The organism is Chryseobacterium sp. MEBOG06 (assembly GCF_021869765.1).
Classification (GTDB): domain Bacteria; phylum Bacteroidota; class Bacteroidia; order Flavobacteriales; family Weeksellaceae; genus Chryseobacterium.
On record NZ_CP084580.1, the window covers coordinates 781,484 to 807,458 of the forward strand.

The window sequence follows — 25,975 nt, forward strand, 5'->3', positions numbered from 1 at the left end:
AGAAACAGTAGTTTAATGGGAAAAACGTTCCGCGATAGGAAAAGTTACCGGTTCGATCCCGGTCTGTTTTTGTTTTTTAAAATTTAAAACCATGGAAGAATTAAAATCAATTTTAAATACAATAATTAAATATAAAAAAGGATATATCACTTTCCTTACCGGAGCGGGAATCTCTGCAGAAAGTGGGCTTCCTACCTACCGTTCTATTGATGGAATCTGGATTAAAGGAACAAAGTTCCACCGTCCGGAAGAATTTGGAACTTTCAGATATTTCAGCCAGGAGCCGGAAGAAGTCTGGCAGTACAACCTTTTTTGGAAAAAAATGATTGCCGACGCAGTACCCAATAAAGGACATCTTGCTTTGACCGATATAGAAGAGCTTTTGGGGGATAGATTTAAGCTTATTACTCAGAATGTAGATGGTCTCCACCAAAAGGCTGGAACGAAAACGGTATATGAAATTCACGGTAGTAAACAGAAAGTTCGATGTTCAAAAGAATGCAGCGGGCCGGTTGATTTTCCAGACAATGTTGCATTTAAAGAATATACCGAAGATCTGACTCCAGAAGATATTGATGGATTGAAATGTAAAAAATGTGGAAACTGGCTCCGTCCGAATACCTTATGGTTTGACGAAAGTTATAATGAAAAATATTATTACTTTGATACTGCATATGATATTGCAGATCATACGGATATTCTTTTTGTAATTGGGACTTCAGGATCTACAACATTGCCTGTCAATATTGTAGAAACCGTAAAAATACGAGCAAAACACATTGTGGTCATCAATCCGGAAAATGATACTTATTTCCATTACATTCTTAAAGGATTTAAAACACTGAACTGTATACAGGAGAGCAGCAGTATTGCTCTTCCAGAATTGAAAACAATGATAAAAGAAATTATAAATACATAAATTTACCTTACAGCAGAAGCAGTCAGAACTACTGATGCCTCTGCTTTTTAATTTAAATAAACACATAAAAAAGTAAAACAAATGAATACATACATTGATATTGGCATTAATCTGACCAATAAACAGTTCTATAATGAACACGAATAAATTATTAACCGGGCTCTGGATAATGGAGTAGAACATATGATTCTTACTGGGACCAGCGTGAAAGGAAGTAGAGAGTCTGCTGAAATAGCAGAGGAATATGCGGAAATTTTGTTTTCAACAGCAGGAATTCATCCCCACGATGCCAAATCCTTTAATCATGAAAGTATCGCTGAGCTTAGAAAGCTATTAAAGCAGGATCATGTGATATCAGTAGGAGAGTGCGGACTGGATTTTGATCGTGATTTTTCTCCCAGACCTGTTCAGGAAAAATGTTATAAAGCTCAGCTGGAACTTTCAATAGAAGTTGATAAGCCTCTTTTTCTTCATGAAAGATCAGCTTTCAAGAGATTTAACGAAATCACAGACGATTATCTTTCCAAATTACCCAAAGCAGTGGTTCACTGTTTTACCGGAACATTGGAGGAAGCGAAAATTTATCTTGATAAAGGATTTTATTTGGGGTTTACCGGAGCAATCAGTGATGAAAAAAGATTTAAACATTTGGAAGATGTGATCAAATATGTTCCCCTCGATCGAATGATGATTGAAACCGACGCTCCATTTATGCTTCCGAAAAATATGCCCCGGATTCAGAACAGGCGGAATGAACCCTCATTTTTACCCTATGTGGCACAAACAATTGCCCACTTGAAAAAAATCGGTATATCCGAAGTCGCAGATGAGACTACAGAAACTGCTAGAAAATTTTTCAGCCTGTAAAAAAGAGCTCTACTGATACAGTAAAGCTCTTTTTGTATAGTAAAGCAGAAAAGATATTTGCAAATTTGATGTTTGCCAGTCTGCTTTTAGTTCTTATAAACTTTTGATTGCCGATTCCAAAGCCAGCTCCATCATTGGTTTCAAAGCTGTTTCTCTTTCGTCAGCAGAAATCTTTTCATGAGTTGGGATGATGTCAGTTACTGTAAGGATGGTAGCTGCGTTTTTCCCTAAATGCTGAGCATTCGCAAACAAACCAAAGGCTTCCATTTCTACTGCGGGACAGTTATATTTTGTAGCAATAGCAGGAGTTTCAGGATCTTTTCTGTAGAAAATATCACTGCTGTGGATGTTGATCGCTTTAGCATCTAATGATAATTCCTTAGACGTTTCATTGATGGTACTAAAGATATTCCCCTGGTGAGGAAGAATCTCATCTTCAATTCCCCATGCATATTTAGCGTAAGTACTTTCACTGGCTGCATTTTCAATATTTAAAATATCAAAAAGTTTAAGATCGGTATTATAGGCTCCACAAGTTCCGATTCTGATGATGGTATCTACTTCATACTCTGTATAGAGCTCAAAAGAATAGATTCCGATACTTGGAAAACCCATTCCACTTGCTCCAACAGTAATTTCTTTACCCTTATAAAGACCTGTATAATAAAATATTCCTCTGGTTTTGCTTACCAGTTTCGCATTTTCTAAATAATTTTCAGCGATATACTGTGCACGAAGCGGATCCCCCGGCTGCAATACTACTTTAGCAATTTCTCCTTTTTTTGCACTGATGTGAATACTCATAATGTTATTTTGAATGGGGCAAAGATAATAACTTTTAGATTGACTGAGTCATCAGAAATAGGTATAAACAACTTTTTAACACTTGATTTTTCGTGAAGCCTTACAGATTTTTAAGACCTGTAAAGAGGCCACGGAGATTATTTATTCTTAATTATTGGAAGCTATTTTCTACTTTTTACTGCTGCCTGTTCACAAAGAAAAATTGCAGGCTCATTCTTCAACTTGTTTCCTATACTGCGTTGGTGTTGTATTTTTTATCCTTTTAAAAACACGGTTATAATATGGGATATCATTAAAACCTGAGGCAATGCAGATCTCTGCAACAGATAATTTTGTTTTTAGCAGCATTTGGCAGGAAGATTCAACCCTGAATTCGGTAAGATAAGAGAAAAAAGACTGGCCGTTCATTTTTTTGAAAAATACACAAAATGACGATTTCTGCATTCCCATCGATTTTGAAATCTCCTCAAGACTTATATGCCGTTGAAAATTTCCTAATACAAAAAGATGAATTGCCTGAAGTTTCCGTTCTTTGCTGTTTTCAATGACTGGCCGCCCTACAATATGCATTTCCTTGCAGTAAGATATTACCTGTAATAAATGAATAAAAGAAGAAAGTCTTTCAATAGGATTCTGATGAATCATGGAAGCCATTAAGATCTGTAACTTTTCCAGCAGTTCACCTTCAAATGATACTGCATTTTCATTACTTTGAAGCTCAGAAATACTATAATATAATTCAGGAAAAAGACTTTTACAGTGTATTAAAAAATCATTCTCTATAACTATTGTTACATTTTCAATTTTACCTTCATCATCATGTACCGATTTGTCAAAAGACCAGCAATGCGGAATGTTGGGGGGAATAAGAATAATTTCACCTTTTGAAAAATTTTCAATAACATTTCCAATCGTTCTTACTCCGCTTCCTGTCAAAATATAAGACAGCTCCCAGGTTTGCTGTTGATGGAGCGGCACTTGTTGATCCCATGTAATATGCACATGATCAAAATGAAAGGTGCTGGTTTTATTTTTTGGATAATATTTTAAATTTTGTTTCATTGTGATAAAGTGAAATTGCCAGAATGCAAATATGAGACAATAATTAAAAAATATAGAACAATATTGTTGAAGAAGAACATTTTATTTTTGTATTGTATCTTTTTAAGACAATATGAATCAAACTTTAAACATTTCTCAATCGAGACCCCACTACGAAATTCTGGATGGCCTTCGTGGTATAGCGGCAATTATGGTCGTTTTTTTTCACGTTTTTGAAACATTTTCAAATGGAGATCATACCCAACAAATTATTAATCACGGATACCTGGCGGTGGATTTTTTCTTTATGCTTTCCGGATATGTAATCAGTTACGCCTATGACAACCGCTGGAACCAGATGACCTTAAAAGATTTTTTTATGCGCCGTCTGATAAGATTGCAGCCAATGATTATCATCGGATCTTTAGTAGGGGGCATTTTATTCTATTTTCAGCATTCCGAAGGCCTGGGCTGGGGAGGAATTGCTGCCACTCCGGTTTGGAAGCTGCTATTGGTAATGTTTATAGGAATGACAGTGATTCCTGTAGGCAAAAGTTTAGACATACGGGGATGGAACGAAATGCATCCTTTGAACGGACCTGCATGGTCATTGTTTTTTGAATATATAGCCAATATAGTCTACGCACTTTTTTTAAGAAAAGTTTCAAAAATTGTGTTGGGGATTTTAGTATTGATCTCTGCGGGAGTTACCATTCAGTATGCATTCACTAATCCAAATGGAGATATCATTGGTGGCTGGTCTATAGATAATGCCACTCAAATGAGAATAGGCTTTACAAGATTAGCATTTCCTTTCTTGATGGGGATTTTTTTAGCAAGAGCAGTTCAATTAAAATATACAAAAAATGCTTTTTTAACGACCAGTATTATATTGATTATCCTGTTTGCATTTCCCCGGTTAGGAGGAAATACAGCCCATTGGCAAAACGCTTTTTATGAATGTTTTACATTAATGATCATGTTTCCGGCTGTTATACTGCTGGGTGCAGGCGGAAAAGTTGTAGGGGAGAGAGCAAACCACTTATGCAAATTTTTAGGTGACATTTCATATCCAATTTATATTACTCATTTTCCTTTAGTCTATGTTTATATGGCCTGGGTAGTCAACGGCAAACATACACTGGAAGAGCCACAAACATTGATCATGGGAATAATAACGGTTATTATTGCTGTCATTCTTGCCTACCTTTTCATGAGATTCTATGATATTCCGGTTAGAAAGTGGCTGAACACGAAGTTGATTGTAAAAAATAAAATAGGAAAATAAGAAATAGTTTAATTCTCAAAGCACAACCTGGTGTTGGCTTCTCAGTTCACATTTTTCATGTGAACTGTTTTTTATTACGTAGAACCTCTGTTTTATTTACTATTATATTAATTCTTAAAAAAGACTTTATTTTATGCAATTTTATAAGGTTAAATCAATAAACAGTCTTTTATTGCCAATCCTTTAGTTAAAAATTGTATTCTCTGCAAAATAATTTTATTTTTGTTAGATGATGGAAACAGGATCCCCATTTTTAGATACAATCTTTTTACTCAGGAAGAATGAATGCATTACCCTTTTTTCAAGTTTACATGAAATTTCCTTAAAAGAAGAATTGGATGCCGCAGATTATTTCGAAACCGAGTTTGAAAAAGAAAGACTTGAATTTTTGTCTGATCAGTTGATCTGTAGTAAAGAAACAGCAGTTTGGGCGGCAAAAGTTTTGTATCATAGTGCTCAGCTGCACCTTATCAGAGAAAATACAGCAAAAGATATGGACAAACTGATTCCGGAATTTAAAGGAGTAAGAAATATTTCATCTATATTATCTGCTGATTTGTCATTAAGGTTTTTACCTCAGATCATTCTTGTTTTAAATATTGCAGACTCTGAAGATAAGCTCATTACCATACTTGAGGATATTCTGACACTATTTCATTATTCCGGAATCGGATACGATCTTGATCTTAAAAATATCAACTGGGAAAAAGAACTTGAAGATAAAACATATCGGAAACTGTACCTGGAAAGAATCGTTGAAAAAAGAGATTATAAACTGGCGGAAATTCCGTTCATCAATAAACTGCTCATTGCAGAATTTGGAATGCATAAAGAAACATTCTGGAAAGAATTAAAAATAATAACTCAAGAAAACTAATGACTCAGAATATCAATAAACTCAATACAGTCCTTACCTACGTAAAAGATACTTTTGTAGGTAAAAATGATGTGGTGGATCTACTGGGAATCTGCCTTCTGGCCAGAGAAAATGCGTTTTTGTACGGGCCTCCGGGAACAGCAAAATCAGCGATTGTAAGAACCTTATCAAAAACGGTAAAAGACGGCAAAAACTTTGAATATCTGCTAACCCGCTTTACAGAACCCAATGAGATTTTCGGTCCTTTTGATATCCGGAAACTAAAGGAAGGAGAGCTTTTGACTAACACGGAAGGGATGATGCCTGAAGCTTCTTTGGTTTTTCTGGACGAAATTTTCAATGCTAATTCCGCTATCTTGAACTCGCTTCTGATGGCCCTCAATGAAAAAATATTTAAAAGAGGAAAAGAAACGAAACACTTACCTACACTAATGTTTGTAGGAGCAAGTAACGTACTTCCGGAAGATGAGGCTCTAAATGCATTATTCGACCGTTTCCTTGTGAGAATTAATGTAGATTACGTCAATCCTGAACTACTGTATCAGGTTCTCCTGGCAGGAAGAAAACTTGAAAATAACGAAGAGGAAACAGAAGTTCCGCAAATTCATGCAGATGAGATCAGGGAACTTCAGAATCTGTGCAGAACAGTAGATCTTAAGCCGATCTATGAAGTTTATCTGAATACCATCATGAGTTTACGAAATACAGGAATTGCCATCTCGGACCGTAGAGCAGTGAAGCTTCAAAACCTAATTGCTGCAAGTGCCCTGATCTGTGGAAGAAATGAAGCTGTGCTTTCAGATCTTTGGGTTTTAAAACACATCTGGGATACAGAGGAGCAAATTGAAATTCTTGAAGGAATTATTAACAGAACCATAGAGAAAGATGATCATCCAAAGTCTCATCCTCAGGCTATGCAGAATAAGACCCCCAATCCGGAAGAGGTGATGAAAGATGTGAAAATCCTTGTAGATAAATGGAATGAGGGAGTGTTGAGTTTTGAAGAGCAAAACGTGATCAAGGATAAATTAAGATATCTACAAACTCGTTGTGACTGGATCAGAAATCCGGAGCAGAAGCAGTATATTCAGCAAGAAATAGAAACCTTATGGCAGAAGATTCTTCAAAGCATATAAAAGAATTCTGGGCAGAACTTCCCCGTGCCAATGAAGATTTTCTGGGATCTATCAGAGACTGGAGAAATGTGCAGATCGCCTTGGATGATGACACCATATGGCTGAAAGATTTTACAGAGGAGCAGGCAGTATCTTCGGAAATACACCAGTTTCCTGACTTTGTACTGTATGAGCTGCGCGACGGACTTCTGTTTAGAAAAGGCGCTTTGGTTCCCAGTAAAAAGATGAGAACAGCCTTGCTTTGGATACCTATTGATAAAGCTTTGAAACTTACATTGCCGGTTTCTAATAACAACTATTTCGGAATCAGTGAGAAAGTTCAGATCAGCCTTATACAAAGTGATGAAGAAAAACCGGTAATAGGTTTACTGTGCAACATCGCTGATATTAAAGAAAGTATGGCTGCAATACCTAAATTTAAACTTGAAAAAATACAATGGGTAGTCATAGGAGATAAAGCCCTGTTTGTGGGAACTCCATTATTAAGCCTTCCGGGAAAAACATATTGGACCAAAGATGGGCATTTACTGCCTTCCGGACTAGACTTTGAGTTTAAAAATGTAAGTATATTACTGCATCAAAGGTATAATAAAGAGTCAGATGGATGGCTTTTATGGGATGAAAACGGAAGCTATTTTTCAATAAAAAAATCAGATTTCCGAGAGCTTTCCATAAGTTCATTTCGTCTTACTCAAAAATCTAAAGAATGGAATTAAAGGTATACTTCCAGTCCTATGAAAACTACTTCTGGGAATGGAAAACTGATGAAGATGTTCCCGGAGATTCCGGATATCATGAAAATAACCTTCTCTCGGTTCCGGGAGTAGGAGCTATTGCTTACAGACCCTATATAATGGAAATCCTAAAAGAACTTCAACCGCAGGGATGGCCTCCATTTGGGGCATTGCTGATGGTTTTGTATGCTATGCAGGATGGATATATAGATTTTGAAGGCCCGTTGAGACGTACTGCTGATTTTTATAGAATAGGGAATTTTGATTTCAATGCTGAAAAAGAAATTAAATTCCTTGAAAAGATAAAATTGCTTCCAAAAGTTTATAAACAAAAGCAGAACAGAGTTGTTCTTTTGCAGACCTTGTTTAAAAATGGACACAATAGAATATCTTCCGTGAATGCAGAGGCCATTCTGAAAATCTATTATAAAAGGCCACATGAAATTTCGGGGTGTGCGGAAAAGCTAAATGCAAACCCCACTGCTCTAAACAGAGATTTGAGCGCCTTAGATCTCAATAGGGAATTTCCAACTGTACAATCTATCATTGATGCCATGAAAGGTATTATTGAAGAGCCGGAACTGGATGATGAGGTTGTACAGGAAGAAGCAACAGCAGATGCCGATAAAGATTTTATAAGAGAACTCATTGAAGAACCCAAAACATTTCAGGTGGGCAGCCTGATCAAAAGAATCTGGAGCGGCCTGAAAATTCCGATGCGCCATCTTTCTCCGGGAGAACAGCCTATTGGCGGAATCTCGGATATGACAAATAAAGGTGATTTCAACAGAATGCTTCTGTCTGAGTTTGCCAATGAAGATGAGGTTTTTATGAATCGTGTAGCTAATAATGAAGCTCTTTACATTCAAAGAGAAATACCGCCTGAAGAAAATATTTTCGAAAGAATTATCCTTATCGATACATCCCTTAGAAATTGGGGAACCCCAAAAGTATTGGCTTTTGCATCAGCTATTGCCATTATCAAACATCCGAAAGCCCATTCAGAATGCCAAGTATTTGCGCTCGGCCAGGCAGAAATTTCTATCTCTTTAAACAAAGTGGAAGAGGTGGTTGAAAATCTGAATCAGGTAAGTCCTGTCTTGGAAGTTTCAGAAGCACTGGAGAAATTTTTTAAAGAAGAACATTCCGAAAAAGATATTGAAGTTTTTTTTATTACCCACCAGGAAAATATAGCTGATGAAAAGGTTCAGAAGGTCATTCATGAAAATAGAGACCGTCTCAGATTTTTGGTTACAACCGCTTCAGATGGGGAAATTAATTTTTATAAACACCATAAAGGAACAAGAAAGCATATTCAGAAAATAAAACTGCCATTACAGGAATTGTGGGCTAATCCGCCCAGACAAAAACAAACAGTCAATAATGTAAACAGTAAGAAAACCGACCTTCCGCAAAACTATCCGATCCTCTTTCCAACGCCGGTTAATAAAATTGCTCAGTTTCTATATGAAGGAGAATTTTATATTCTGAGTGTCAAAAAGCAGCTGCTGAAAACCTACCTTTCTGATAATTATTACGACAGAAATTCCTATGATTACTATAAAACATTCCATGGTTGTGAAGTTTTGTTTGATAATATTTCTGTAAAACCAAGAGGACAATTTGCTTTAGCCAAAAATAAACAACAGCATTTTATACTATGCCAATATCAGCCTGATAAAAAATTAGTATCTAAGCTTAATATTAATACCAAAGAATATTCAGAACAGAATCTTACCGGATTGAATATTCCCGATTCATACAAGCTGATTTATTTTAGTAAAAACTTTTATCTGCATCAGCCAGAAAATCCACTGTATTACAAAATAAATATAGATGGAAATATTTCCCTTGAAACTATTTCCGGAAAAGACAAAGAGCTCGAAAGAAACAATACAAAAGCAGAAGCAGAGGTTGCCAAACTAAATAAAAACGGATTAAAGATTATCAGTAATTTTACCAAAATAGGAATCAACGAAAATCATAATATTGTCATTTCCGGCAATGTATTAGGAAGCCTGTATGAGAACGCATTGACCCTCCATAAGAACCAATCTGATATTATCATACTTGCAGAACAGGATAAAAATAAATTTACTTTTCCAGATGGAAGTGAAATTGTTACCGATGCCCGGGGAATGCTTATTTTCAGAAGCAGTAACAAAGGAATTGAAGAGTTTTTTATCCCTTCTACCACTTATGGCCTGCTGTCTCTGGCTACCTATATTGAGTTCGGAGGAACAGAATATTATCTTCCGGAACATCCCTTATTGAAAATAAAAACAATGGAAGATATGCGTTCCCGGTTTTTAAAAGCATTTATAGAACAGATCTTGGATTATGGAACTTAGAATAAAACCTTTCCCGAAAAATAATTATCCAAGAAGAGGACTTTTGATCAGGGGCTCTTCCCCTGTGATATGGCTTCAGGAAATGGAAAAACTCAGCATAAAACTGAGTGGAGTAAAATCTTATGCTATTCCGGCAAATCTTCCCAATGAGTTATATGGGTGCTTTCTTGTTTTTGATGATCACGCTCCCCAGGAAATAGGAAAAAATGCTTATTTCCAGTGTGTAGATCACCGATTTTTTATTCCCGAAAACACTACTTTTTATCCTAAGATCAATCAGGAAGATTGGGAACTGCTTGACGAATTTCTTTTGATAATGCATCCTGAGTTTGGACTGGTAAAACTATCCGAAGAAATTGATTGGATAGCCTTAATAAAAGAACCTGAAAAAACAGATGGAAGTATCAGAAAACCACTGAACGGAGTTGTCATTCCCCAGAAAATAGACCGCTATACCGTTGAGATGGATGATGAAAAAGTACTTCAGGCACTAGAGCCATCTCAGACAGAAGAAGAATGGATGAACAACCTGCCTTTTGACCTGAAGAAAGTAATGGCAGGAAATAAAAAGGAAATAGAAAAATATTTAAAATATATTGAAAAATATCCTGACAGAGCCATAGAACTAGGGGTACCTTTAGATATCATGGGAACTTCCAGAGGAGATGGCTTTGGAAAATTTACCTGGCTGGGAGGATTGTTTGGAGGGAATTTTAATGGTAAAAAAGAGAGTGCCGGTACAAGAAATTTTCGTAGAATATTCTGGGCAGTTATTATTATTGCGATTCTTTTAAGAATAGTACTGCCATCGGAAAAAGATAAGGCTGGACAGGCAGAAACAGGTGTTTCTTCAGGAACTGTTGTGACAGATGCCGTAAAAGCTCCCTCAGACATGATTGCTTTTCAGTCTGGAATTTCAGAAATTGATCTCAAAATCGATTCTATTTACCATCAGAAAAGAAAAAAACTATCCAATGAACTCATTACCGCAGGTGTGGTAGAATCCAGAAACGAAAAAGAAAGAGAAAACTATAAAAAGTCCGGAGGAAGAAGCGTGGGCGAAATAGGTCAGGATATTGATAAACTGGGTAATAATGAGCAGCAGAGCAGAGATTCTCTCAAAACAATTTATACTAAAAAAATTAAAAAACATGTTGCCGGAAAAACGGAACAACTGAAACGCAGAATTTCGGATTCTCTGAAACAATATACCAGAGGACAGCCTGTAAATGGAGATGTTGTGAAATATATTTTAAAGAAAAAGCAGGTTTTAATGGAAGATTCCCTTGGAAAACTTTACGGAACCTTCAATAATGCAGATCCTTCTTCAGCATCAGTCAAAAAATCTAAAGTAAAAGGAATGAGTACAGATAGCTCTCCACTAAAAAAAGAACCTCCGGTTACTGATATCCTGTATATGATTATCTTTATGATCGCTGCAGTCGGATTTTATTCCTTTTTCTTTAAAAATAAATCCGTAAACCTGGGTGGTGATCATGTACCGGGATGGGTGAAATTAATTTTAATAGCAATACTTATCGCAATGCTGATCTATCTGTTTTACCCATTAGTAAAAATGTTTGGATATAACTGGTTTGTATGGGCACTTGTTATAGGAGTAATGTTGCTGCTTTACCGTCTGTTCAGAGAAGATAAAACCATTTTAAACTCAGATGATGATGAATAAACAGAAATTTATAGACAAGTTTATGGCCGCTTTTGTACTGCTGGCCATATTTAAGCTCATCGGGATCGCAGCACAGCTTTTCCATGAAAGTTTCTGGAGTGTAGTTGGAACACTGGCTATTTTTTTAGTAGTAGTCTTTATCATACTCCTTGTCATCACTTCCCTGAAAGCTAAAGAGAGAAATGAACGCAGCTCAGGAAAAAGAGGAAGCAGCGGGGGAAGCTTTTATCTGGAAAATGCGCTTTTCGACAGAATCAGAAGCAAATATGAAGAACTTGCCGAAAAATATATTGCTGAGAAAGACTATAAAAAAGCAGCAAGAGTTTATATGAACCTTCTTCAGGATAATTACAGAGGAGCCAAAACATTGGAAGATGGCGGATTTTATAATGAAGCAGCCGTTGTATATCTTAAGAAACTGAAAAATAAATCCGATGCTGCAGTCTGCTATGAAAAGGCTAAGCAATACAAAAAAGCCATCGATCTGTACAAAGAAATGGAACAAAAAGAAAAGGTAGGCGATCTGTATAAAGAGATCAATGATCTTAAAAATGCTCATACTTATTATCAAATGGTTGTTGATGATTATACAGCCAATAACCAGATGGTAAAAGCTTCTTTGATATATCGTAAAAAAATGGAAAAAACAGAAGAAGCCCAAAAAATACTATTGAAAGGCTGGGAAGAAGATAAAGATGCATTCAATTGTCTGAATAATTATTTCGCTAATATTTTTGATATCAAAGAGCTGAAAACAGAAATTCGTGATTTATACAGAAAAACTCCTGATTACAGGAAGACCACTTATCTGGATGCCATGAAACATGAATTTAGAAAAGATCCGAAACTGCAGGAAGTGACCAAAAATATCGCATATGAGATTATTGCTGAAAAAATAGGAACCCGTTCAGAAATTGTTAATGAGCTGAAATACTTTAATCCGGATGATGGAGTAATCCTGAAAGATATTTCCAGATTTAAAACTGGACGTAACAAAATGTTCAGAAATTAAGATTAAACCATTCAGTAACAAGCTTACTTTAATTAAAAATTGATTTTTTTAGTGTCCTGAAATACCATACAATTAAGTTAAAACTTTGAGTTTAAAAACTGAATTATAATTTTAACTTTTTATGATAACAATGAGCTTTGAAGCACATCATTGTATTACCCAGAGTTGTGAAAATTATAAAATAATAACAAAAAAGATTTATCTTTGCACCAGAAAATTATGACAATACAAAGAGCACATATCAATGCAGAACTATTCGAAAGTCCTTCTAACAAAGGATTGTTCGGATATGATTGGATGATATGGAATGAGGCGAAATGTGCTGACTTTGGAAATTATTTACTGTAAACTTGTAAAAATTTAATCAAAATACTGCAGAAACGCCTCGATTTTTCGAGGCGTTTTTTGTTTTTTAGGTCAGAAATTATTTAGAATGAAAAAAAATAACTATAAACATGAAAATTTTTTAATTAATAATGAAACTTTAATACGATAAAATAGAGTGATAAGTAACCCGGTGAGAGACAGTCATTTAGGTAATTAAGACATCCGCAAAGTATTGCGGAGAGGAATTTTACACTCTAAAAACAGGGGTTAATTAACTGATTTTCAATTTGTTATATTTGATATTTATTTGCGAGTTAAAAAAAATCATATTTACTTTGCAACCGAAAATTGAAAGCAACAGGTTTTCAGGATTCAATTAAAAATAATTTAGAAACAAACAAAAATAAAATGAAGCAATTACATAGCATATTCAATCAATATTCAGGACTATTCGGACAGGAGCCGGTAGGAAGTCTGTGTATTCTTGACAATGAAATGGTGGATAAAAGGTGCTTATATACGTGGGTCAGCTAATGATCTCTTACGTTAAAATATATGAAGCGCCTCCCGAAAAGAGGCGCTTTTTTTTTGGTTTCTTTAGCTTATTTGGTAAAGCGCCGGTCTGTGGAACCGGAGAACAGGGTTCGATCCCGAAGATACCCCCAGTAGATCTCATAGCTCAATTGGTTAGAATATCGGTCTGATACACCGAAGGTTGAAGGTTCGATTCCTTCTGAGATTACAAAATGGTTCCGTAGCTCAACTGGATAGAGCATGGGTTTTCTAAACCCAGGGTTAGAGGTTCAAATCCTCTCAGAATCACAAAAGAAAGGTTCATGGAAAGCTTCCGATCCGGCTGTCTCCCGGAAAAGAAATGGAAATGAACCCCAAAGCTGGAAAGATAACGGTGGTTGTTTACCCGTCTTGGACGCGGGAGGTCGCAAGTTCGAATCTTGCTTTTCAGACTATTTGTTCCATTAGCATAGTGGTAAGTGCATTCGGCTTTCTACCGAACGACAAGGGTTCAAATCCCTTATGGAATACAAAAGATTTTGTAGCTCAATGGCAGAGCACCGGTCTGTTAAACCGGAAGTTGAAAGTTCGAATCTTTCCAAAATCGCAGATAAAATGTTAATTGTTTCAGGAGAAAAAGAAAAAGTTTGTCGAGAGCAGAAGATCTTTACGCCAAACACGAAAAATACAGACAGACTTTTCTTGATCTCATTAAAAAACAGTTAGAATTAAAAAATATCATTTATAAAATTTTAGGTAAAAATAAAGCTTGTTAAGCGCAGAAGTTCTTATATCAAACGAAAATTAAAACAGGCTTTATTTTTTATGAAATAATAAAAGTGGGGAAAAGAGTACTCACAAATTATAATTGATAATCAATCTGATGGTTCGCCGAAGTGGAAGAGTCGGGGTGGTCTGCAAAACCGCTGTATAAACTGAGTGGGTTTGAATCCCATAACCATCTCAAATAACTAAAATGAGATTAGTTCCGGAGAATAAATAAAAGTTTGTCGAGCATAGAAGTTCTTATATTAAAAAAAAATTAAGACAAACTTTATTAACTCCATCGAAAAATCAGTTGCTGTAAAAATGACTGATTGCTCATGAAAACCGGAAGTACGCCGACGTTGGAGAGTCGGGGCAGACTGATATGAGGAACGAATTGAACGATTCCTTAAAAAAATGAAGAAATACAAAGTTAAAATCTGTTGCTTCATTGCTGAGTAGGTTCGAATCCTGCTACTTCCACTATACCGCTGATAATGTAATGGCAGCATGCAGGAAATGTACTCTTGTTGTTTAGGTTCGATTCCTGGTCAGTTGGTTTATTACTCTATTCGTCTAACGGTTAGGACGCCTGCCTTTCGAGCAGAAAATAAGGGTTCGATTCCCTTATAGAGTACAGGATGTGAATGAACTGGTCAATCTTGAATTAATACTAATACCATGAAAGTTCAGATTAGAAAAAATTGATCAGTCACCATTCACACAAAACAAGAAAAGAGAAGAGGTCTGTCAAGCACAGAAGATCTTTAGTCAAATATAAACACAGACAGCCTTTTTCTTTCTTGAAATAAAAAATAGAAGTAGATGGTGATAACTGTTGAACGGTTATTAATCAGTATTTATAAAAATTAGGAAAAAGAGAAAGATTTGTCCGGAGCAGAAGATCTTTACAAAACAAATACTATTGGCATAGTTTATTAATAGACAGAGCTTTCTCAAACCTAAAAAAACTGCGGGAATGGTGGAATGGCAGACACTCTTGATTTAGGATCAAGCTTTTGGGGGTTCGAATCCCCCTTCCCGTACCATGATAAATGATAAAAAATTATCAGTTATTCCCTGGAAGAGTGGTGTACAAGGTGTGCACGTTAGTCTGAAAAACTAAAGGTACAGGTTCGATTCCTGTCTGTTCCACAAAATATTTTACTTCGATATGATAATGTCAGCATTACAGTTTCAAAAACTAAACTAAAGTAGGCATGAAAAATCAAGCTTGAATTTTAAATATAAGTTAGAAGCTAAAAGGCAGAGAAAATCTGCCAGTCAATTATTTATCAATAATCATTTATTAATTATCAAAAAAAATATGTAGAAAAAATGGAAACGCAACAACAAACATGGCAGAATATGAATGGAAAAATTTTCCAGGACTCTATCACACAGCTGGTAGAAAAAGCCATTATCCGCGAACAGGCACACGGACATCGTCTGAAAGTATGTGTGGGATCAGATTCCCATGTATATGGAGAAGCCATCAATTATGCTACGGCAGTAGTATTTATTCGTGAAGGAAAAGGAGCGTTTACCTTTATTAGAAAAGAAAGAGAAATACAGAGTATCAGTATCAAAGAGCGAATGTTGAATGAAGTAAACAAATCCGTAGAAATCGCATACGCTATCTGCTCTCTGTTGGAAACTTATGGAGTAGAAATGGAGGTACACGCAGACATCAATACCGATCCGGATTTCAAATCCAATGTTGCTTTGAAAGACGCAATGGGATATATTCTGGGAATGGGGTATGTGTTTAAAGCAAAACCTTTTGCTTTCGCAAGTTCCAACTGTGCTGATATGATGGTATAAAATAACCGGAGATCTGAAGCTGGAATTTTTTGCAGTATATTATTAATTTTCTGCATCCAGCTTTAGGCATCTATCCAAAAAAAGACTAATGAAAACAATTTTAATCATTAACGGAGAAAAATACTGGAAAGATTATTTTGCCGGATATGAGGTAGTTCAGAAGAAAGTTCAAACCTCAGAATTTATCGTAAAAGATTCTTCATTATATGTTGTTGATGCAGAAGGAGTCTGCAAACCGGATGTAATTTTTTGGAGGTTGGGAGCTGTAAATCCTGAAGCAAAGCACAGAAGCATTTTGGAATTGATTGACTATGCCGGAGTTCCATGTGTGAACTCAGCTTCAACGCTATTAATAGGATACGACAGATTATCAATGCTAAATAAATTAAAAAGACTAGAATTACCTGTTGTTGAATTTAATGCAGCCACAGCAATTACTCAGCTGAAAAACCTGGAAATGACATTTCCTTTTGTAATTAAAGTGGGAAACCATCACGGTGGATATGGTAAGAGCTTAGTTTCGAACGAAGAACAGTGGGAAGAATTGAAAGATTTGCTTTTCATTCACCAGAATTATGTGACAGTTGAGAAATTTATCAATTATCAAAATGACATTCGTTATCTCGCTATCAATGATAAAGTCTGGGCAATGAAAAGAAAAGGCAGGTATTGGAAAGCTAATTCTCTGACTCAGGAATATCATATGATTGAACCGGAAAAAGAATGGATAGAAAAAATAAAACTTTTACAGGAAAACATTAAAGCAGATATTGTGGCTATTGATATACTGGAAACAGAAAACGGGAAAAAAATAATTGTAGAATATAATGATATTCCAGGTCTCTCAGGATTTCCTGAAGATGTAAAACTGGAATTATCTGATATAGTAAAAAATAAATAAAAGAACCTTCAAAAAGTAATAACCATGTTTTTTTTAGTTCAGGCTAATATATACCTAGATCCCGATCATTATAAAATTTTTGATGCTCTGAAAGAGTTAAATATTGATTATGAGGTCATTAATATTCCTCCGGGCGCAGAAAGAATAGATTTCGAAACAGACCGGAAAAATGTTTTTGTGTATGGTTCGGTGACAATTGCACGATTGGCTAAACAAAATTCAGGCTGGTTTCCCGGTTCTTTTTATGGAGGCAACCACTTGTATGAAGTGTATTCACAATATTATGGTGAGAATCTTCTTAATCACAAGGTTTGTATTCATAGAATTTCTGAACAATTAAACTGGAAAGAAGGTGAAAAGAAATTCATCAAACCTTACAATGAAGCAAAGATTTTTACAGGAAAAGTATTTACAGAAATAGAATGGAAAGATTTTGTTTTTGAATCACTGGAAAGCGAATCCAACAGAATTACAGAGCAATCTTTAGTTCAGGTTTCAAAAGCAAAACAAACTATAAAAGAAGCCAGACTTTGGATTGTAGGTGGACAAATTATCGATGGGGGATATTATAAATTTAATGATAATGCTCCTTTTGAAGAAACGGTTTCAGATGACGGATTAATTTTCGCCAATAAGATGATTGAGCTTTACAATCTTGAAGAAGCTTTTGTAATGGATATTTGTTTAATGAATGAAGGCTGGAAAATTGTTGAAATAAACTGTATCAACAGTTCTGGATTTTATCCCAATACCAACGTGAAAAGTATAATCAAAGCTTTAGATATCTACTTTTCAAAATAAAAACTAACAACATGACTCATAATAGAATAGCCGTTATCGGTTTACACGAACAGGAATATGAATATATAAGGAAACATTTTGACGGCCTTATGATCTGGCACGAGTCGATTCCGAAGATAAAAGTAATTAACGGAATATTGTATGTTGAAAAAGCCCAGGGAGCAGGAATGCTTCCGGTAGACAAAGTGGTATACCATGGAATTTTTGAAGATGATCTTGATTTTATAGCCGGACTGGCACTGTGGAACGGACCGTGTTTTCCAAACGCTTACGGAATGTTGGACTGCAGATTGAAAATTCCTTGTCTGGCGAAGGCAATGAAATATTCAAAATTCAATTCTCCAAGAGGATTTATTTCTGCAGGTGCTTATGTGAATACAGACACAGAATTGGTCGCCAAATGGGGCAACTGGCATTGTGGAGAAAACAAATATAAGTTCACAGGAAGTTGGCAAGCTTCAGAAAACAGCGTTTTGGAACCTTATTTTGAAGGAGAAGCCGTAAGAATTTTAAACATTGGTGAAAAATCATGGCAGATAAAGCTGGAAGGAGACACATGGCTAAAATCCATTCATCCCGATGATGCCCAATTTACAGAAACAGATGCGGAACTTTTACAAGATACGCTCACGCTGAAAGAAAAAATGGGGATGGATGTCATAGCCAATGACTATATCGTTCAAAAAGACGGAACCAGGCATTTGCTGGAGATCAATCATATTCCGAATATTACGAGATTTGAAGAAGTAAGACTACACTTTTTAAAAACTGTGGTAGAATGGATTTTTAAAAATTAAATAATGGAAATTACAAAAAGATTATTGTTTCTGGACGATATAAGATACCCTGTTGAAGCGTATCAGTACACCAAACAGGAGATATTCCTCAGAAATGACTGGCATATCATTCGGAATTACGAACAGTTTGTCAACAGTATTTTGGAAAAAGGGCTTCCGGAAATGATCTCTTTTGACCATGATCTTGCAGATAACCATAATCTTAATCAGGATACTCAGCAATATGGAGAAAAAACAGGATATGACTGTGCAAAATGGCTCATAGAATATTGTATGGATCATTATTTAGACTTGCCAAAGTTCTATTGCCACTCCATGAATCCTGTAGGAAAGGAAAATATTCAAAGCCTTTTAAAAAATTTTAAAGAACAAAAAAAATGATTTTCAAAACATATAACACTATAGAAAATGCTTACCAGGCCCGGGTGATCGAACAGATCAGGCTGCAGGGCTATGGGGATGAGGTTTTCATCGTGCAGGAGAAAGTTCATGGAGCTAATTTCTCTTTCTTTACCGATGGAAAGGAGATTAAAATTGCGAAAAGAACTGCTTTCATCGAAAAAGATGAAAAATTTTTCAATGCACATCAAATTTTGGAGCGTTACAGAAAAAATGTAATTAAAGCGTTTCAAAAGGTAAAAACCATATATCCGGATATTGAAACCATAGTGATCTATGGTGAATTGTTCGGCAGCGGTTACAAACATAAAGAAGTAGAACCGGTAAAAGATGCTGTGAAAGTGCAAAAAGGGATTGAATATGCACCTTACAACGAATTTTATGCCTTCGATATTAAGTTGAACGGAGTGACCTACATGGATACAGATATCATCAACCAAATTTTCGAAGAAACAGGTTTTTTCTATGCTAAAACATTGTTTCAGGGTACTTTGGAAGAAGCTTTGAAGTTTCCAAATGTTTTTAATTCTAAAATTCCAACCTGGTTGGGATTCCCGGAATTAAACAATATGTGTGAAGGAACCATCATAAAAACTTTGAAAACCAAATATTTTGGAAACGGTGCAAGGGTCATTCTGAAAAATAAGAATGAAAAATGGATAGAAAAATCAAAGATGATAAAAAAAACGGCAAAAACTGCTCAAAAGCCAGTTCATTTTAGTGAAAAAGCTCAGCATATCTGGGACGAAATCCAACAATATGCTACAGTAAACAGATTGAACAATGTTGTGAGTAAAGTTGGCGAATTCGAACCCAAAATTATAGGAAAAGTAATCGGCCTTTTTGCAAAGGATATTTTCGGAGATTTTGAAAAAGACTTCCCGGCCGCTTTTACAATTATTGAAAAAGAAGAGCAGAAAAGGATCAACAAAAAGTTGAATTCTTTAGTGGTTGATATTGTAAATGAAGAATTAATTTCAGCAAAAGTGTAGTTTGCTGGTGATGCCAGTGAATAAAAAACTTTTGCCGCTAAAACAATTAAAAATGAAAAAGATAAGTACATTATTCAAAAAAGATATAAATAATTTAGGACGAGTTATTAACGAAATTAATCCTGAAAACAATTGGGTTTTTAATGAAAAAGCTATTGCTACACAAAAGTTTGATGGTTCCGCATGTGCGGTAATCAACGGTAGATTATACAAAAGATACGATGCCAAGAAAGGTAAAACAGCTCCTGAGGGCGCAATTCCGTGTCAGGAGGCAGATCCCATTACAGGCCATCATCCGCATTGGGTAGAATGCAGTATTGAGAAAAAAGATGATCAATACTTCTGGGAAGGGTTCAATGCTTTAGCTGAATCGGGCAGTGTGGAAGATGGTACTTATGAACTTATCGGTGAGAAAGTACAAGAAAATCCTGAAAATATTAAAGGTCATTTATTAGTAAAACATGGCCATAATATTCTTAGGTTAGAAAGTTTGGATTTTGATTTTATCAAAAGCTTTTTGAGTAATCCTGAGAATAATATGGAAGGTATTGTTTTTCATCATCCAGCGGATAATCGTATGTGTAAGATCAGGAAATCTGATTTTGGTCTACGTAGAAAAGCGGTAAAAGAACTTATTGTTTAAAATAAAGATTAAGTTTCGGTAATTCATTTTATCGGAACTTTTTTACGTGTTAAATTGAACCATAAAAAGCCAAAGAACTATTATGAAGCATTCTCTTTGTTATTCCGTAGAAATCTAGGTAAAGTTTGTAGGAATAATGATTAAAATTTCGCGTTTAGATTCTTTCAAGGATAAACGGAGAATAGAACTTTTGTGGTTAATAAAAAAATAAAAAAAATGGTACAGGCAGAAATAAAAAGTCTTTTAAAAGAAGACATCAGTATATTGATTAAAGTTCCCAATTCAGGAAAGCATTATTTATGTGATTGCGGAGAAGCCAGTTTATTGACAGTAAAAGAAATACAGTCGATATCAGCGGTCTTCATCAGCCATACCCACATAGATCATTTTTCAAATTTTGACGGAATTTTCAGGCATCAGATCGGAAGTGGAGAAAAAGTAGTGATCTGTGGACCCGCCAATATTCATCAGCAGGTTGAAGCAAGATTAAAATCGTATACCTGGAATCTGATTGATGAAAATGCTATTGAATATGAAATCCGGGAAATTGTTTCAGAAAAAGAAATTAATATTTATAAAATCCATCCCCCATATTGGACTCTTGAATTTGTAAAAACCCAGGATTTCCTTTTTGAAGATGAATATGTAAACGTTGATTTTGCTATTCTGGATCATAAAACAGATTCCATATCCTATCTGTTTAAAGAAAAAGATTCCGTTACCTTTAATGAGAATGGCTCAGGATTTAGAAAAGGAAAATGGATTAGTGAACTGAAAACGGCTTTTGGAAATAATGACCAGGGTAAGGAAATCGAAATCGAAGGAACGGTATATAAAGCTTCTGATTGGTTTCATTTACTGACGAATAATCCCGGATATAAGCTGGGCGTCATTATGGACCACGCAGCGTGTGAAGAAAATTATGAAAAAATAAAAGCTGTTTTTGAAGGAGCAGACCTTGTGTATATCGAAACGTTTTACAAAGATACCGATCAGGAATTTGCAAAAATCAATTATCACAGTTTTGCCTCTGCATCAGGAAAAATCATGAATGAATGTCGGGTAAAAGAAGCCGTTCCCATTCACTTTTCAAGAAGATATACGGAAACTGATCAGGAGGAAATTGAAACTGCTTTTTATACAGCATTCCAAAAGGATTAATTAATAGATAGAGTAAAACTAAACCGTAAAAGCTAAAAAAGACAATAAGCATTTAAGCTGTTCCCAATTCCTTTAAAAATACATTTTAAGGATTGCAACTGCAGGCATTTTGTTGGTCATTCAGCAGGAGCCTCAACGATGAGAAGTGTATGTGATTTAAATTACTACACCATTTAAAGATCTCTTTTTACGGAAAAAATTAAACAATAAAAAAAATGAAACCTACTATATTTTTTACAGCAGACCATCATTTTGGTCACGAAAATATTATAAAATTCTCTGAAAGGCCATTTGAGTCTTTGGAGCATATGAACGAAGAACTTATTAAAAGATGGAATGAAAGAATCCAACCCGGTGATACCGTCTATCATTTAGGTGATTTCAGTTTAGGAAAACCGGATTTTACAAAGGAAATTCTGGATAAGCTAAATGGAAACATCCATCTGATAAAAGGGAACCATGAAGGAGCGGCGTTAACGTACCCTAAACGGTTTGCTTCCATCAGAGATTACCATGAACTTAAAATTGATGATTCCGATAATAAGAACGGAAAACAAAAAATCATTCTTTTTCATTACGCCATGCGTACCTGGAACGGTTCACACCGTGGTGTCTGGCAGTTATACGGACATTCTCATGGAACTTTACCGGATGATGAAATGGCATTAAGCTTTGATGTAGGGGTAGACTGCCATCATTTCTACCCGATTTCTTACGAAGAAGTAAAAGAAATCATGAAGCAGAAAAAATGGACCCCGCCATTTGAACCAAGAGAATGATGATGAGTGATAATGAGTTATAATAATGCGTGAAAATGAGGAGAGATGGTGAATATGCTTATAATACTGCCAGAATTTTAAGTGAAATTCTGAAGTAGTAAAAAAACAAATTAGTAACAATTTAAGCCGGAAGAGATAAAGAACGGAGATTTTATTCTTCATTTTTCCATCCTGTCTGTCATTCCATAATAATCTCAGCTCAGGAAAAGAAAATACATTTTAGAATATGGATAAGTCTTCCGGCAGACAAAATTTAAACAAGTGAAAACAACAGAAAATATATTAATAGTAGACCTTGAAGCAACGTGTTGGGATAACCGTCCGCCAAGAGGTGAAGAAAGTGAGATCATAGAGATCGGTGTATGCATTATGAATGCCAGAACCGGTAAGATTTCCAAAAATGAAGGAATTTTAGTAAAACCCCAATACTCAAGAGTAAGTCCGTTTTGTACCGAACTTACTACACTTACACAAAGTATGCTTGATAGTGAAGGGATCATGCTGGATGATGCATTTGATATTCTGAGAGCAGAATATGATTCTGAAGAACTGACATGGGCGAGCTATGGAAATTATGACCTGAATATGCTTCAGGACCAGGCCAGAAGATTCTATACAGATTATCCAATGAGTGATGATCATATCAATGTGAAAACCTTATTCGGGGCAACTCATCCTACCATCAGAAAAAGTGTGGGAATGAACAGGGCTTTGGGCGAATTGGGCTTCACACTGGAGGGTACTCATCACAGAGGGGTTGATGATGCTAAGAATATTGCGAAAATCCTTCATTGGTGTTTGAATAATAATTAAACTTCTCAATAGAAGTGAAAATGGAAGGGGTCTGTTTCAAATTTGAAACAGACCCCTTTATATTTTAAGATGCCTTAATTATACATAGTTCAACTTTCCAATAGATAGTGCATAAACTGAAAATCAGCCGGATATTATAGGACTGTATCAGCTATAAGATCACAGATAAGGCTGTGTAATTCTGAAGGAATAGAATGCCCCATTCCGTCAATCAGGACAAATTCAGAATTTACAATGGAATATGCAATATCTTTTCCACACTCCGGATGAAAGATCAGATCATCTGTTCCGTGAATGACCAAAGCAGGTGCTGTTATCTTTTTAAGCACTTCCGGATTATATTGATAGGAGCCCATGGCCATAATCTGTCTGATTATACCGTTTTTAGTTTTGGAACGATTGAGTTCTTCTTCTATAAGAGCAATTTCCAGGTTTTGATCAAATGAATACCCGCTGCCTGATATTTTTCGGGCAAAAGAAATTTTTTCAGCAAAATATTTTTCTCTTTCTGTTACAGGATTGGCTGAAGGTTTCATCATCATTTCCATAATTTCTGGGTCGGCTGAAGGTAAAACTGGATGTAAAGATGTTGACATAATGATTGTTAATGATAAAACACGTTCCGGGAAGTAAGAACCTAGCAATTGAGCAATAATTCCTCCCATAGAACGCCCAACAAAATGAGCCTTTTCAATCTGTAGATGATCCAATAATCCAATGACATCTTTAGCCATATCCATTAGAGAATAGGGGAGATCTTCCGGTTTCAGCGTAGAAAAATATTCCTGAGTATTTCCATTAAGATGAATTTCTTTTCCAGAAATATAGACAGAAGATCCGGAATCTCTATTGTCAAAACGGATTACTTTGAAACCTTTATCCACCAACAATTGGCAGAATGGATCTTCCCAACGAATCATCTGGTTTCCCAATCCAGCAATCAAAACAATAGTCTTTGGATTTTCTTCCCCAAATATCTCGTAACAGATTTCTACTTCTCCAATTTTTACTGTTTTCATCTGCTTTTATTTTTTGTATGACAGTATTTCTTCCAATGGCAAAAGCCTGGAGTCTTCAATCGCTGCAATTCTGTGGCCTACGATTTTCATGTACGCTTCATTCTTTTCAAAATTGAAAAAATCATTGACGCTTTTCTGTTTAATGAGCATACAGATATCCCAATATTCATTCTCGGGACCAATTAAAAACTGTTCTCCTTTTCCTATGAATATAATTTCGCCGCCGCTTTCTTTTAAAAATGGTTCAGTTTCTCTGATGTATGTAAAATAAGCATCCCAACCACTGGTTTTTTCAGATGGTTGAAGATCCGGATATTGAGAATAATCTGCCTCTTTCTTGAGTTTGATAAGATTCATATTGATAATGGGACCTTGTATATTTTTCAAAAAAAGATGTTTTCCTGCTTCAAAAGTAGGAGAGAGATAATGTGTTGACATAGTTTTTAGTATAACTCATTATTTATCTCAGAAATATAAGCCTTCTCAGCCTTTTGTATTTCTTTACGATAATTGATGAATGAATTTTCCTGCTTGGGTATAATCATTACAAATTCAAAAGTAAAAGCTTCACTTCTAGATTCTGTCCAGTCTTTTTGCAGGGCTGTATTGTTGCACAGTCCGCTGTTTAATTCAAATTGTATCCTGTTCACAAGAGCTTCCAGGTTCAATGAGCTTTGGATGTATTGTTTTCCGTTGCTGTTATTCTTTAAAGACAGAACGCCCATAGTAACGGTATGGTTTTTTGCCTTCTCTCTTAATTGTTGTTTTAATGCATTTTTCATATCATAGTCATTGTATATTTCCCCCTAACTCAAATAAGAAATCACTTACGGTACGGAGAGATTTATTCTTTTTAGGGGCTAAAATATCTTTTGTAATATTTTCCGCACTGATCAGAGCTTCTTCAAAAATCTTTTTCCCATTGGGAGTAATGACCACGTAGCTTACTCTCGCATCCCTTTCATTGGTTTCTCTTCCTACTAACCCTATTTTTTCCAGGGGATTCAATAATCGTGTTACCCCGGAAGCGGTAATTCCTATCTTTTCCGCAAGGTCTATTCTGCGCATCTTGCTCTCAGAAGACGTATTCAGAATGTAAAGAATGATAAAATCATTGAGCCCAAGCCCGTGCACACTCAAAGCATCAAACTTTCTTGAGATGACAGATTGAAGCTTATTGATATTCATTAAGAGTAATAATTCAGAACTTATCATTGATTTATATTTGATTTATCAATTATTTTTATTTTGCAAATATATACATTTTAATGAGTTAAGTTTGGTTTTTGAAATAAAATTTAATCAAGAATTATAGTAAATGATTTTTTAATACCATTTGAAAATATGAATTTTCTTCACTACTTTTAAAACATCATGAAAACAAGTATTATATACACCAAAAGAGATGAGAAAACTGTACTGGAAGAGAGTACTCTTAATGAACAGAAAGTATATCTTAAACATATTTACGAAAATGAGGTATTGAAAAAACAGAAGTCTGGAACAGGAATAAAGTAGATTCCAT

Annotated in this window: 28 protein-coding genes and 10 tRNA genes; 32 read left to right on the forward strand and 6 right to left on the reverse strand. The window is 35.4% G+C overall.

Going from position 1 to position 25,975, the window contains the following annotated elements; genetic code table 11:
• Window position 1 precedes the first annotated feature (1 nt).
• From LF887_RS03560 to LF887_RS03570, 3 genes are all read left to right on the forward strand, one after another.
• Window positions 2–71, forward strand: a tRNA-OTHER gene (locus tag LF887_RS03560).
• 20 nt (window positions 72–91) lie between these two features.
• Window positions 92–919: an SIR2 family NAD-dependent protein deacylase gene (locus tag LF887_RS03565; protein WP_236857447.1), complete on the forward strand. Its 828-nt coding sequence runs from the start codon at window positions 92–94 to the stop codon at window positions 917–919.
• Window positions 920–1,066: 147 nt separating this feature from the next.
• Entirely contained in the window at window positions 1,067–1,786 is a 720-nt protein-coding gene (locus LF887_RS03570; protein ID WP_236859463.1) for a TatD family hydrolase, read from the forward strand.
• A gap of 93 nt (window positions 1,787–1,879) precedes the next feature.
• On the opposite strand, the gene deoD is transcribed toward LF887_RS03570, so the two are convergent.
• Window positions 1,880–2,590 (reverse strand): purine-nucleoside phosphorylase, encoded by a 711-nt coding sequence (gene deoD / locus LF887_RS03575; RefSeq protein ID WP_236857448.1) that lies wholly within the window; start codon window positions 2,588–2,590, stop codon window positions 1,880–1,882.
• A gap of 210 nt (window positions 2,591–2,800) precedes the next feature.
• A complete protein-coding gene (locus LF887_RS03580) occupies window positions 2,801–3,652 on the reverse strand; it encodes an AraC family transcriptional regulator (RefSeq protein ID WP_236857449.1) in 852 nt (283 codons plus the stop codon).
• Between the two features lie 112 nt (window positions 3,653–3,764).
• On the opposite strand from LF887_RS03580, the gene LF887_RS03585 reads away from it, so the two are divergent.
• From LF887_RS03585 to LF887_RS03715, 28 genes are all read left to right on the forward strand, one after another.
• Window positions 3,765–4,919 (forward strand): acyltransferase family protein, encoded by a 1,155-nt coding sequence (locus LF887_RS03585; protein WP_236857450.1) that lies wholly within the window; start codon window positions 3,765–3,767, stop codon window positions 4,917–4,919.
• Window positions 4,920–5,148: 229 nt separating this feature from the next.
• On the forward strand, window positions 5,149–5,796 hold the full coding sequence (locus LF887_RS03590; RefSeq protein ID WP_236857451.1) for a hypothetical protein: 648 nt from the start codon (window positions 5,149–5,151) through the stop codon (window positions 5,794–5,796).
• Window positions 5,796–6,932: an AAA family ATPase gene (locus LF887_RS03595; protein ID WP_236857452.1), complete on the forward strand. Its 1,137-nt coding sequence runs from the start codon at window positions 5,796–5,798 to the stop codon at window positions 6,930–6,932. Before LF887_RS03590 ends, LF887_RS03595 begins: the two co-directional genes overlap by 1 nt.
• The gene (locus tag LF887_RS03600) at window positions 6,905–7,648 is read left to right on the forward strand and encodes a hypothetical protein (protein WP_236857453.1); all 744 of its coding nucleotides are present in this window, start codon (window positions 6,905–6,907) and stop codon (window positions 7,646–7,648) included. The genes LF887_RS03595 and LF887_RS03600 overlap by 28 nt, the downstream gene beginning before the upstream one ends.
• A complete protein-coding gene (locus tag LF887_RS03605; RefSeq protein ID WP_236857454.1) occupies window positions 7,639–10,017 on the forward strand; it encodes a hypothetical protein in 2,379 nt (792 codons plus the stop codon). Before LF887_RS03600 ends, LF887_RS03605 begins: the two co-directional genes overlap by 10 nt.
• Window positions 10,007–11,704 carry an APC family permease gene (locus LF887_RS03610; RefSeq protein ID WP_236857455.1) on the forward strand — a complete coding sequence of 566 codons (1,698 nt, stop codon included), beginning with the start codon at window positions 10,007–10,009 and terminating at the stop codon, window positions 11,702–11,704. Before LF887_RS03605 ends, LF887_RS03610 begins: the two co-directional genes overlap by 11 nt.
• Complete coding sequence (locus tag LF887_RS03615; RefSeq protein WP_236857456.1) at window positions 11,691–12,716, forward strand: tetratricopeptide repeat protein; 1,026 nt, start codon at window positions 11,691–11,693, stop codon at window positions 12,714–12,716. Before LF887_RS03610 ends, LF887_RS03615 begins: the two co-directional genes overlap by 14 nt.
• Window positions 12,717–12,935: 219 nt before the next feature.
• Window positions 12,936–13,064, forward strand: coding sequence for a penicillin-binding protein (locus LF887_RS03620; protein WP_236857457.1), 129 nt, complete (start codon window positions 12,936–12,938; stop codon window positions 13,062–13,064).
• 387 nt (window positions 13,065–13,451) lie between these two features.
• Complete coding sequence (locus tag LF887_RS24200; RefSeq protein ID WP_262912507.1) at window positions 13,452–13,577, forward strand: hypothetical protein; 126 nt, start codon at window positions 13,452–13,454, stop codon at window positions 13,575–13,577.
• A 56-nt stretch (window positions 13,578–13,633) separates the two neighbouring features.
• Window positions 13,634–13,708, forward strand: a tRNA-His gene (locus LF887_RS03625).
• Between the two features lie 3 nt (window positions 13,709–13,711).
• Window positions 13,712–13,785, forward strand: a tRNA-Ile gene (locus LF887_RS03630).
• Between the two features lie 6 nt (window positions 13,786–13,791).
• A tRNA-Arg gene (locus tag LF887_RS03635) sits at window positions 13,792–13,865 on the forward strand.
• Window positions 13,866–13,936: 71 nt separating this feature from the next.
• Window positions 13,937–14,008: transfer RNA gene (locus LF887_RS03640), tRNA-Pro, on the forward strand.
• A gap of 6 nt (window positions 14,009–14,014) precedes the next feature.
• A tRNA-Glu gene (locus LF887_RS03645) sits at window positions 14,015–14,086 on the forward strand.
• Window positions 14,087–14,091: 5 nt separating this feature from the next.
• Window positions 14,092–14,163, forward strand: a tRNA-Asn gene (locus LF887_RS03650).
• A 723-nt stretch (window positions 14,164–14,886) separates the two neighbouring features.
• A tRNA-Glu gene (locus LF887_RS03655) sits at window positions 14,887–14,958 on the forward strand.
• Between the two features lie 336 nt (window positions 14,959–15,294).
• Window positions 15,295–15,370: transfer RNA gene (locus tag LF887_RS03660), tRNA-Leu, on the forward strand.
• Between the two features lie 33 nt (window positions 15,371–15,403).
• Window positions 15,404–15,476 (forward strand) — tRNA-Phe (locus tag LF887_RS03665).
• Window positions 15,477–15,659: 183 nt separating this feature from the next.
• Window positions 15,660–16,145, forward strand: coding sequence for a ribonuclease H-like YkuK family protein (locus tag LF887_RS03670; protein WP_236857458.1), 486 nt, complete (start codon window positions 15,660–15,662; stop codon window positions 16,143–16,145).
• 88 nt (window positions 16,146–16,233) lie between these two features.
• A complete protein-coding gene (locus tag LF887_RS03675) occupies window positions 16,234–17,046 on the forward strand; it encodes a RimK family alpha-L-glutamate ligase (protein ID WP_236857459.1) in 813 nt (270 codons plus the stop codon).
• 24 nt (window positions 17,047–17,070) lie between these two features.
• A complete protein-coding gene (locus tag LF887_RS03680; protein ID WP_236857460.1) occupies window positions 17,071–17,847 on the forward strand; it encodes an ATP-grasp domain-containing protein in 777 nt (258 codons plus the stop codon).
• Window positions 17,848–17,858: 11 nt separating this feature from the next.
• Window positions 17,859–18,644: a hypothetical protein gene (locus LF887_RS03685; protein ID WP_236857461.1), complete on the forward strand. Its 786-nt coding sequence runs from the start codon at window positions 17,859–17,861 to the stop codon at window positions 18,642–18,644.
• Window positions 18,645–18,647: 3 nt separating this feature from the next.
• Window positions 18,648–19,025, forward strand: coding sequence for a cyclic-phosphate processing receiver domain-containing protein (locus tag LF887_RS03690; RefSeq protein ID WP_236857462.1), 378 nt, complete (start codon window positions 18,648–18,650; stop codon window positions 19,023–19,025).
• Window positions 19,022–20,035, forward strand: a complete 1,014-nt coding sequence (locus LF887_RS03695) for an RNA ligase family protein (protein WP_236857463.1) — start codon at window positions 19,022–19,024, stop codon at window positions 20,033–20,035. The genes LF887_RS03690 and LF887_RS03695 overlap by 4 nt, the downstream gene beginning before the upstream one ends.
• A gap of 52 nt (window positions 20,036–20,087) precedes the next feature.
• A complete protein-coding gene (locus LF887_RS03700; RefSeq protein WP_236857464.1) occupies window positions 20,088–20,678 on the forward strand; it encodes a DUF5565 family protein in 591 nt (196 codons plus the stop codon).
• A 216-nt stretch (window positions 20,679–20,894) separates the two neighbouring features.
• Complete coding sequence (locus LF887_RS03705) at window positions 20,895–21,839, forward strand: MBL fold metallo-hydrolase (RefSeq protein WP_236857465.1); 945 nt, start codon at window positions 20,895–20,897, stop codon at window positions 21,837–21,839.
• Between the two features lie 215 nt (window positions 21,840–22,054).
• The gene (locus LF887_RS03710) at window positions 22,055–22,618 is read left to right on the forward strand and encodes a metallophosphoesterase family protein (protein ID WP_236857466.1); all 564 of its coding nucleotides are present in this window, start codon (window positions 22,055–22,057) and stop codon (window positions 22,616–22,618) included.
• Window positions 22,619–22,879: 261 nt separating this feature from the next.
• Window positions 22,880–23,431, forward strand: a complete 552-nt coding sequence (locus LF887_RS03715) for a 3'-5' exonuclease (protein WP_236857467.1) — start codon at window positions 22,880–22,882, stop codon at window positions 23,429–23,431.
• A gap of 134 nt (window positions 23,432–23,565) precedes the next feature.
• Here the strand turns inward: LF887_RS03715 and LF887_RS03720 are convergent, their stop codons facing one another.
• The 4 genes from LF887_RS03720 to LF887_RS03735 are packed head-to-tail and all read right to left on the reverse strand — an operon-like array spanning window position 23,566 to window position 25,665.
• Window positions 23,566–24,450 carry an alpha/beta fold hydrolase gene (locus tag LF887_RS03720; protein ID WP_236857468.1) on the reverse strand — a complete coding sequence of 295 codons (885 nt, stop codon included), beginning with the start codon at window positions 24,448–24,450 and terminating at the stop codon, window positions 23,566–23,568.
• A gap of 6 nt (window positions 24,451–24,456) precedes the next feature.
• Window positions 24,457–24,888 (reverse strand): DUF1330 domain-containing protein, encoded by a 432-nt coding sequence (locus LF887_RS03725; protein WP_236857469.1) that lies wholly within the window; start codon window positions 24,886–24,888, stop codon window positions 24,457–24,459.
• Between the two features lie 5 nt (window positions 24,889–24,893).
• Window positions 24,894–25,232, reverse strand: coding sequence for a GIY-YIG nuclease family protein (locus LF887_RS03730; protein WP_236857470.1), 339 nt, complete (start codon window positions 25,230–25,232; stop codon window positions 24,894–24,896).
• Window positions 25,233–25,239: 7 nt separating this feature from the next.
• A complete protein-coding gene (locus LF887_RS03735; protein ID WP_236857471.1) occupies window positions 25,240–25,665 on the reverse strand; it encodes a MarR family winged helix-turn-helix transcriptional regulator in 426 nt (141 codons plus the stop codon).
• 159 nt (window positions 25,666–25,824) lie between these two features.
• Between LF887_RS03735 and LF887_RS03740 the strand changes: the two genes are divergently transcribed.
• Window positions 25,825–25,968 carry a hypothetical protein gene (locus tag LF887_RS03740; RefSeq protein WP_236857472.1) on the forward strand — a complete coding sequence of 48 codons (144 nt, stop codon included), beginning with the start codon at window positions 25,825–25,827 and terminating at the stop codon, window positions 25,966–25,968.
• The last annotated feature ends 7 nt before the right edge of the window (window positions 25,969–25,975 follow it).

Bases quoted from the DNA above. Each gene is read 5' to 3' on its own strand.
- LF887_RS03610 (WP_236857455.1), top strand. From the start codon at position 10,007: ATGGAACTTAGAATAAAACCTTTCCCGAAAAATAATTATCCAAGAAGA.
- LF887_RS03590 (WP_236857451.1), top strand. From the start codon at position 5,149: ATGATGGAAACAGGATCCCCATTTTTAGATACAATCTTTTTACTCAGG.
- LF887_RS03600 (WP_236857453.1), top strand. From the start codon at position 6,905: ATGGCAGAAGATTCTTCAAAGCATATAAAAGAATTCTGGGCAGAACTT.
- LF887_RS03685 (WP_236857461.1), top strand. From the start codon at position 17,859: ATGACTCATAATAGAATAGCCGTTATCGGTTTACACGAACAGGAATAT.
- LF887_RS03585 (WP_236857450.1), top strand. From the start codon at position 3,765: ATGAATCAAACTTTAAACATTTCTCAATCGAGACCCCACTACGAAATT.
- LF887_RS03690 (WP_236857462.1), top strand. From the start codon at position 18,648: ATGGAAATTACAAAAAGATTATTGTTTCTGGACGATATAAGATACCCT.
- LF887_RS03725 (WP_236857469.1), bottom strand. From the start codon at position 24,888: ATGTCAACACATTATCTCTCTCCTACTTTTGAAGCAGGAAAACATCTT.
- LF887_RS03695 (WP_236857463.1), top strand. From the start codon at position 19,022: ATGATTTTCAAAACATATAACACTATAGAAAATGCTTACCAGGCCCGG.
- LF887_RS03620 (WP_236857457.1), top strand. From the start codon at position 12,936: ATGACAATACAAAGAGCACATATCAATGCAGAACTATTCGAAAGTCCT.
- LF887_RS03705 (WP_236857465.1), top strand. From the start codon at position 20,895: ATGGTACAGGCAGAAATAAAAAGTCTTTTAAAAGAAGACATCAGTATA.
- LF887_RS03615 (WP_236857456.1), top strand. From the start codon at position 11,691: ATGATGATGAATAAACAGAAATTTATAGACAAGTTTATGGCCGCTTTT.
- LF887_RS03735 (WP_236857471.1), bottom strand. From the start codon at position 25,665: ATGATAAGTTCTGAATTATTACTCTTAATGAATATCAATAAGCTTCAA.
- LF887_RS03670 (WP_236857458.1), top strand. From the start codon at position 15,660: ATGGAAACGCAACAACAAACATGGCAGAATATGAATGGAAAAATTTTC.
- LF887_RS03740 (WP_236857472.1), top strand. From the start codon at position 25,825: ATGAAAACAAGTATTATATACACCAAAAGAGATGAGAAAACTGTACTG.
- LF887_RS03605 (WP_236857454.1), top strand. From the start codon at position 7,639: ATGGAATTAAAGGTATACTTCCAGTCCTATGAAAACTACTTCTGGGAA.
- LF887_RS03710 (WP_236857466.1), top strand. From the start codon at position 22,055: ATGAAACCTACTATATTTTTTACAGCAGACCATCATTTTGGTCACGAA.
- LF887_RS03580 (WP_236857449.1), bottom strand. From the start codon at position 3,652: ATGAAACAAAATTTAAAATATTATCCAAAAAATAAAACCAGCACCTTT.
- LF887_RS24200 (WP_262912507.1), top strand. From the start codon at position 13,452: ATGAAGCAATTACATAGCATATTCAATCAATATTCAGGACTATTCGGA.
- LF887_RS03565 (WP_236857447.1), top strand. From the start codon at position 92: ATGGAAGAATTAAAATCAATTTTAAATACAATAATTAAATATAAAAAA.
- LF887_RS03700 (WP_236857464.1), top strand. From the start codon at position 20,088: ATGAAAAAGATAAGTACATTATTCAAAAAAGATATAAATAATTTAGGA.
- LF887_RS03680 (WP_236857460.1), top strand. From the start codon at position 17,071: ATGTTTTTTTTAGTTCAGGCTAATATATACCTAGATCCCGATCATTAT.
- LF887_RS03720 (WP_236857468.1), bottom strand. From the start codon at position 24,450: ATGAAAACAGTAAAAATTGGAGAAGTAGAAATCTGTTACGAGATATTT.
- deoD (WP_236857448.1), bottom strand. From the start codon at position 2,590: ATGAGTATTCACATCAGTGCAAAAAAAGGAGAAATTGCTAAAGTAGTA.
- LF887_RS03730 (WP_236857470.1), bottom strand. From the start codon at position 25,232: ATGAAAAATGCATTAAAACAACAATTAAGAGAGAAGGCAAAAAACCAT.
- LF887_RS03675 (WP_236857459.1), top strand. From the start codon at position 16,234: ATGAAAACAATTTTAATCATTAACGGAGAAAAATACTGGAAAGATTAT.
- LF887_RS03595 (WP_236857452.1), top strand. From the start codon at position 5,796: ATGACTCAGAATATCAATAAACTCAATACAGTCCTTACCTACGTAAAA.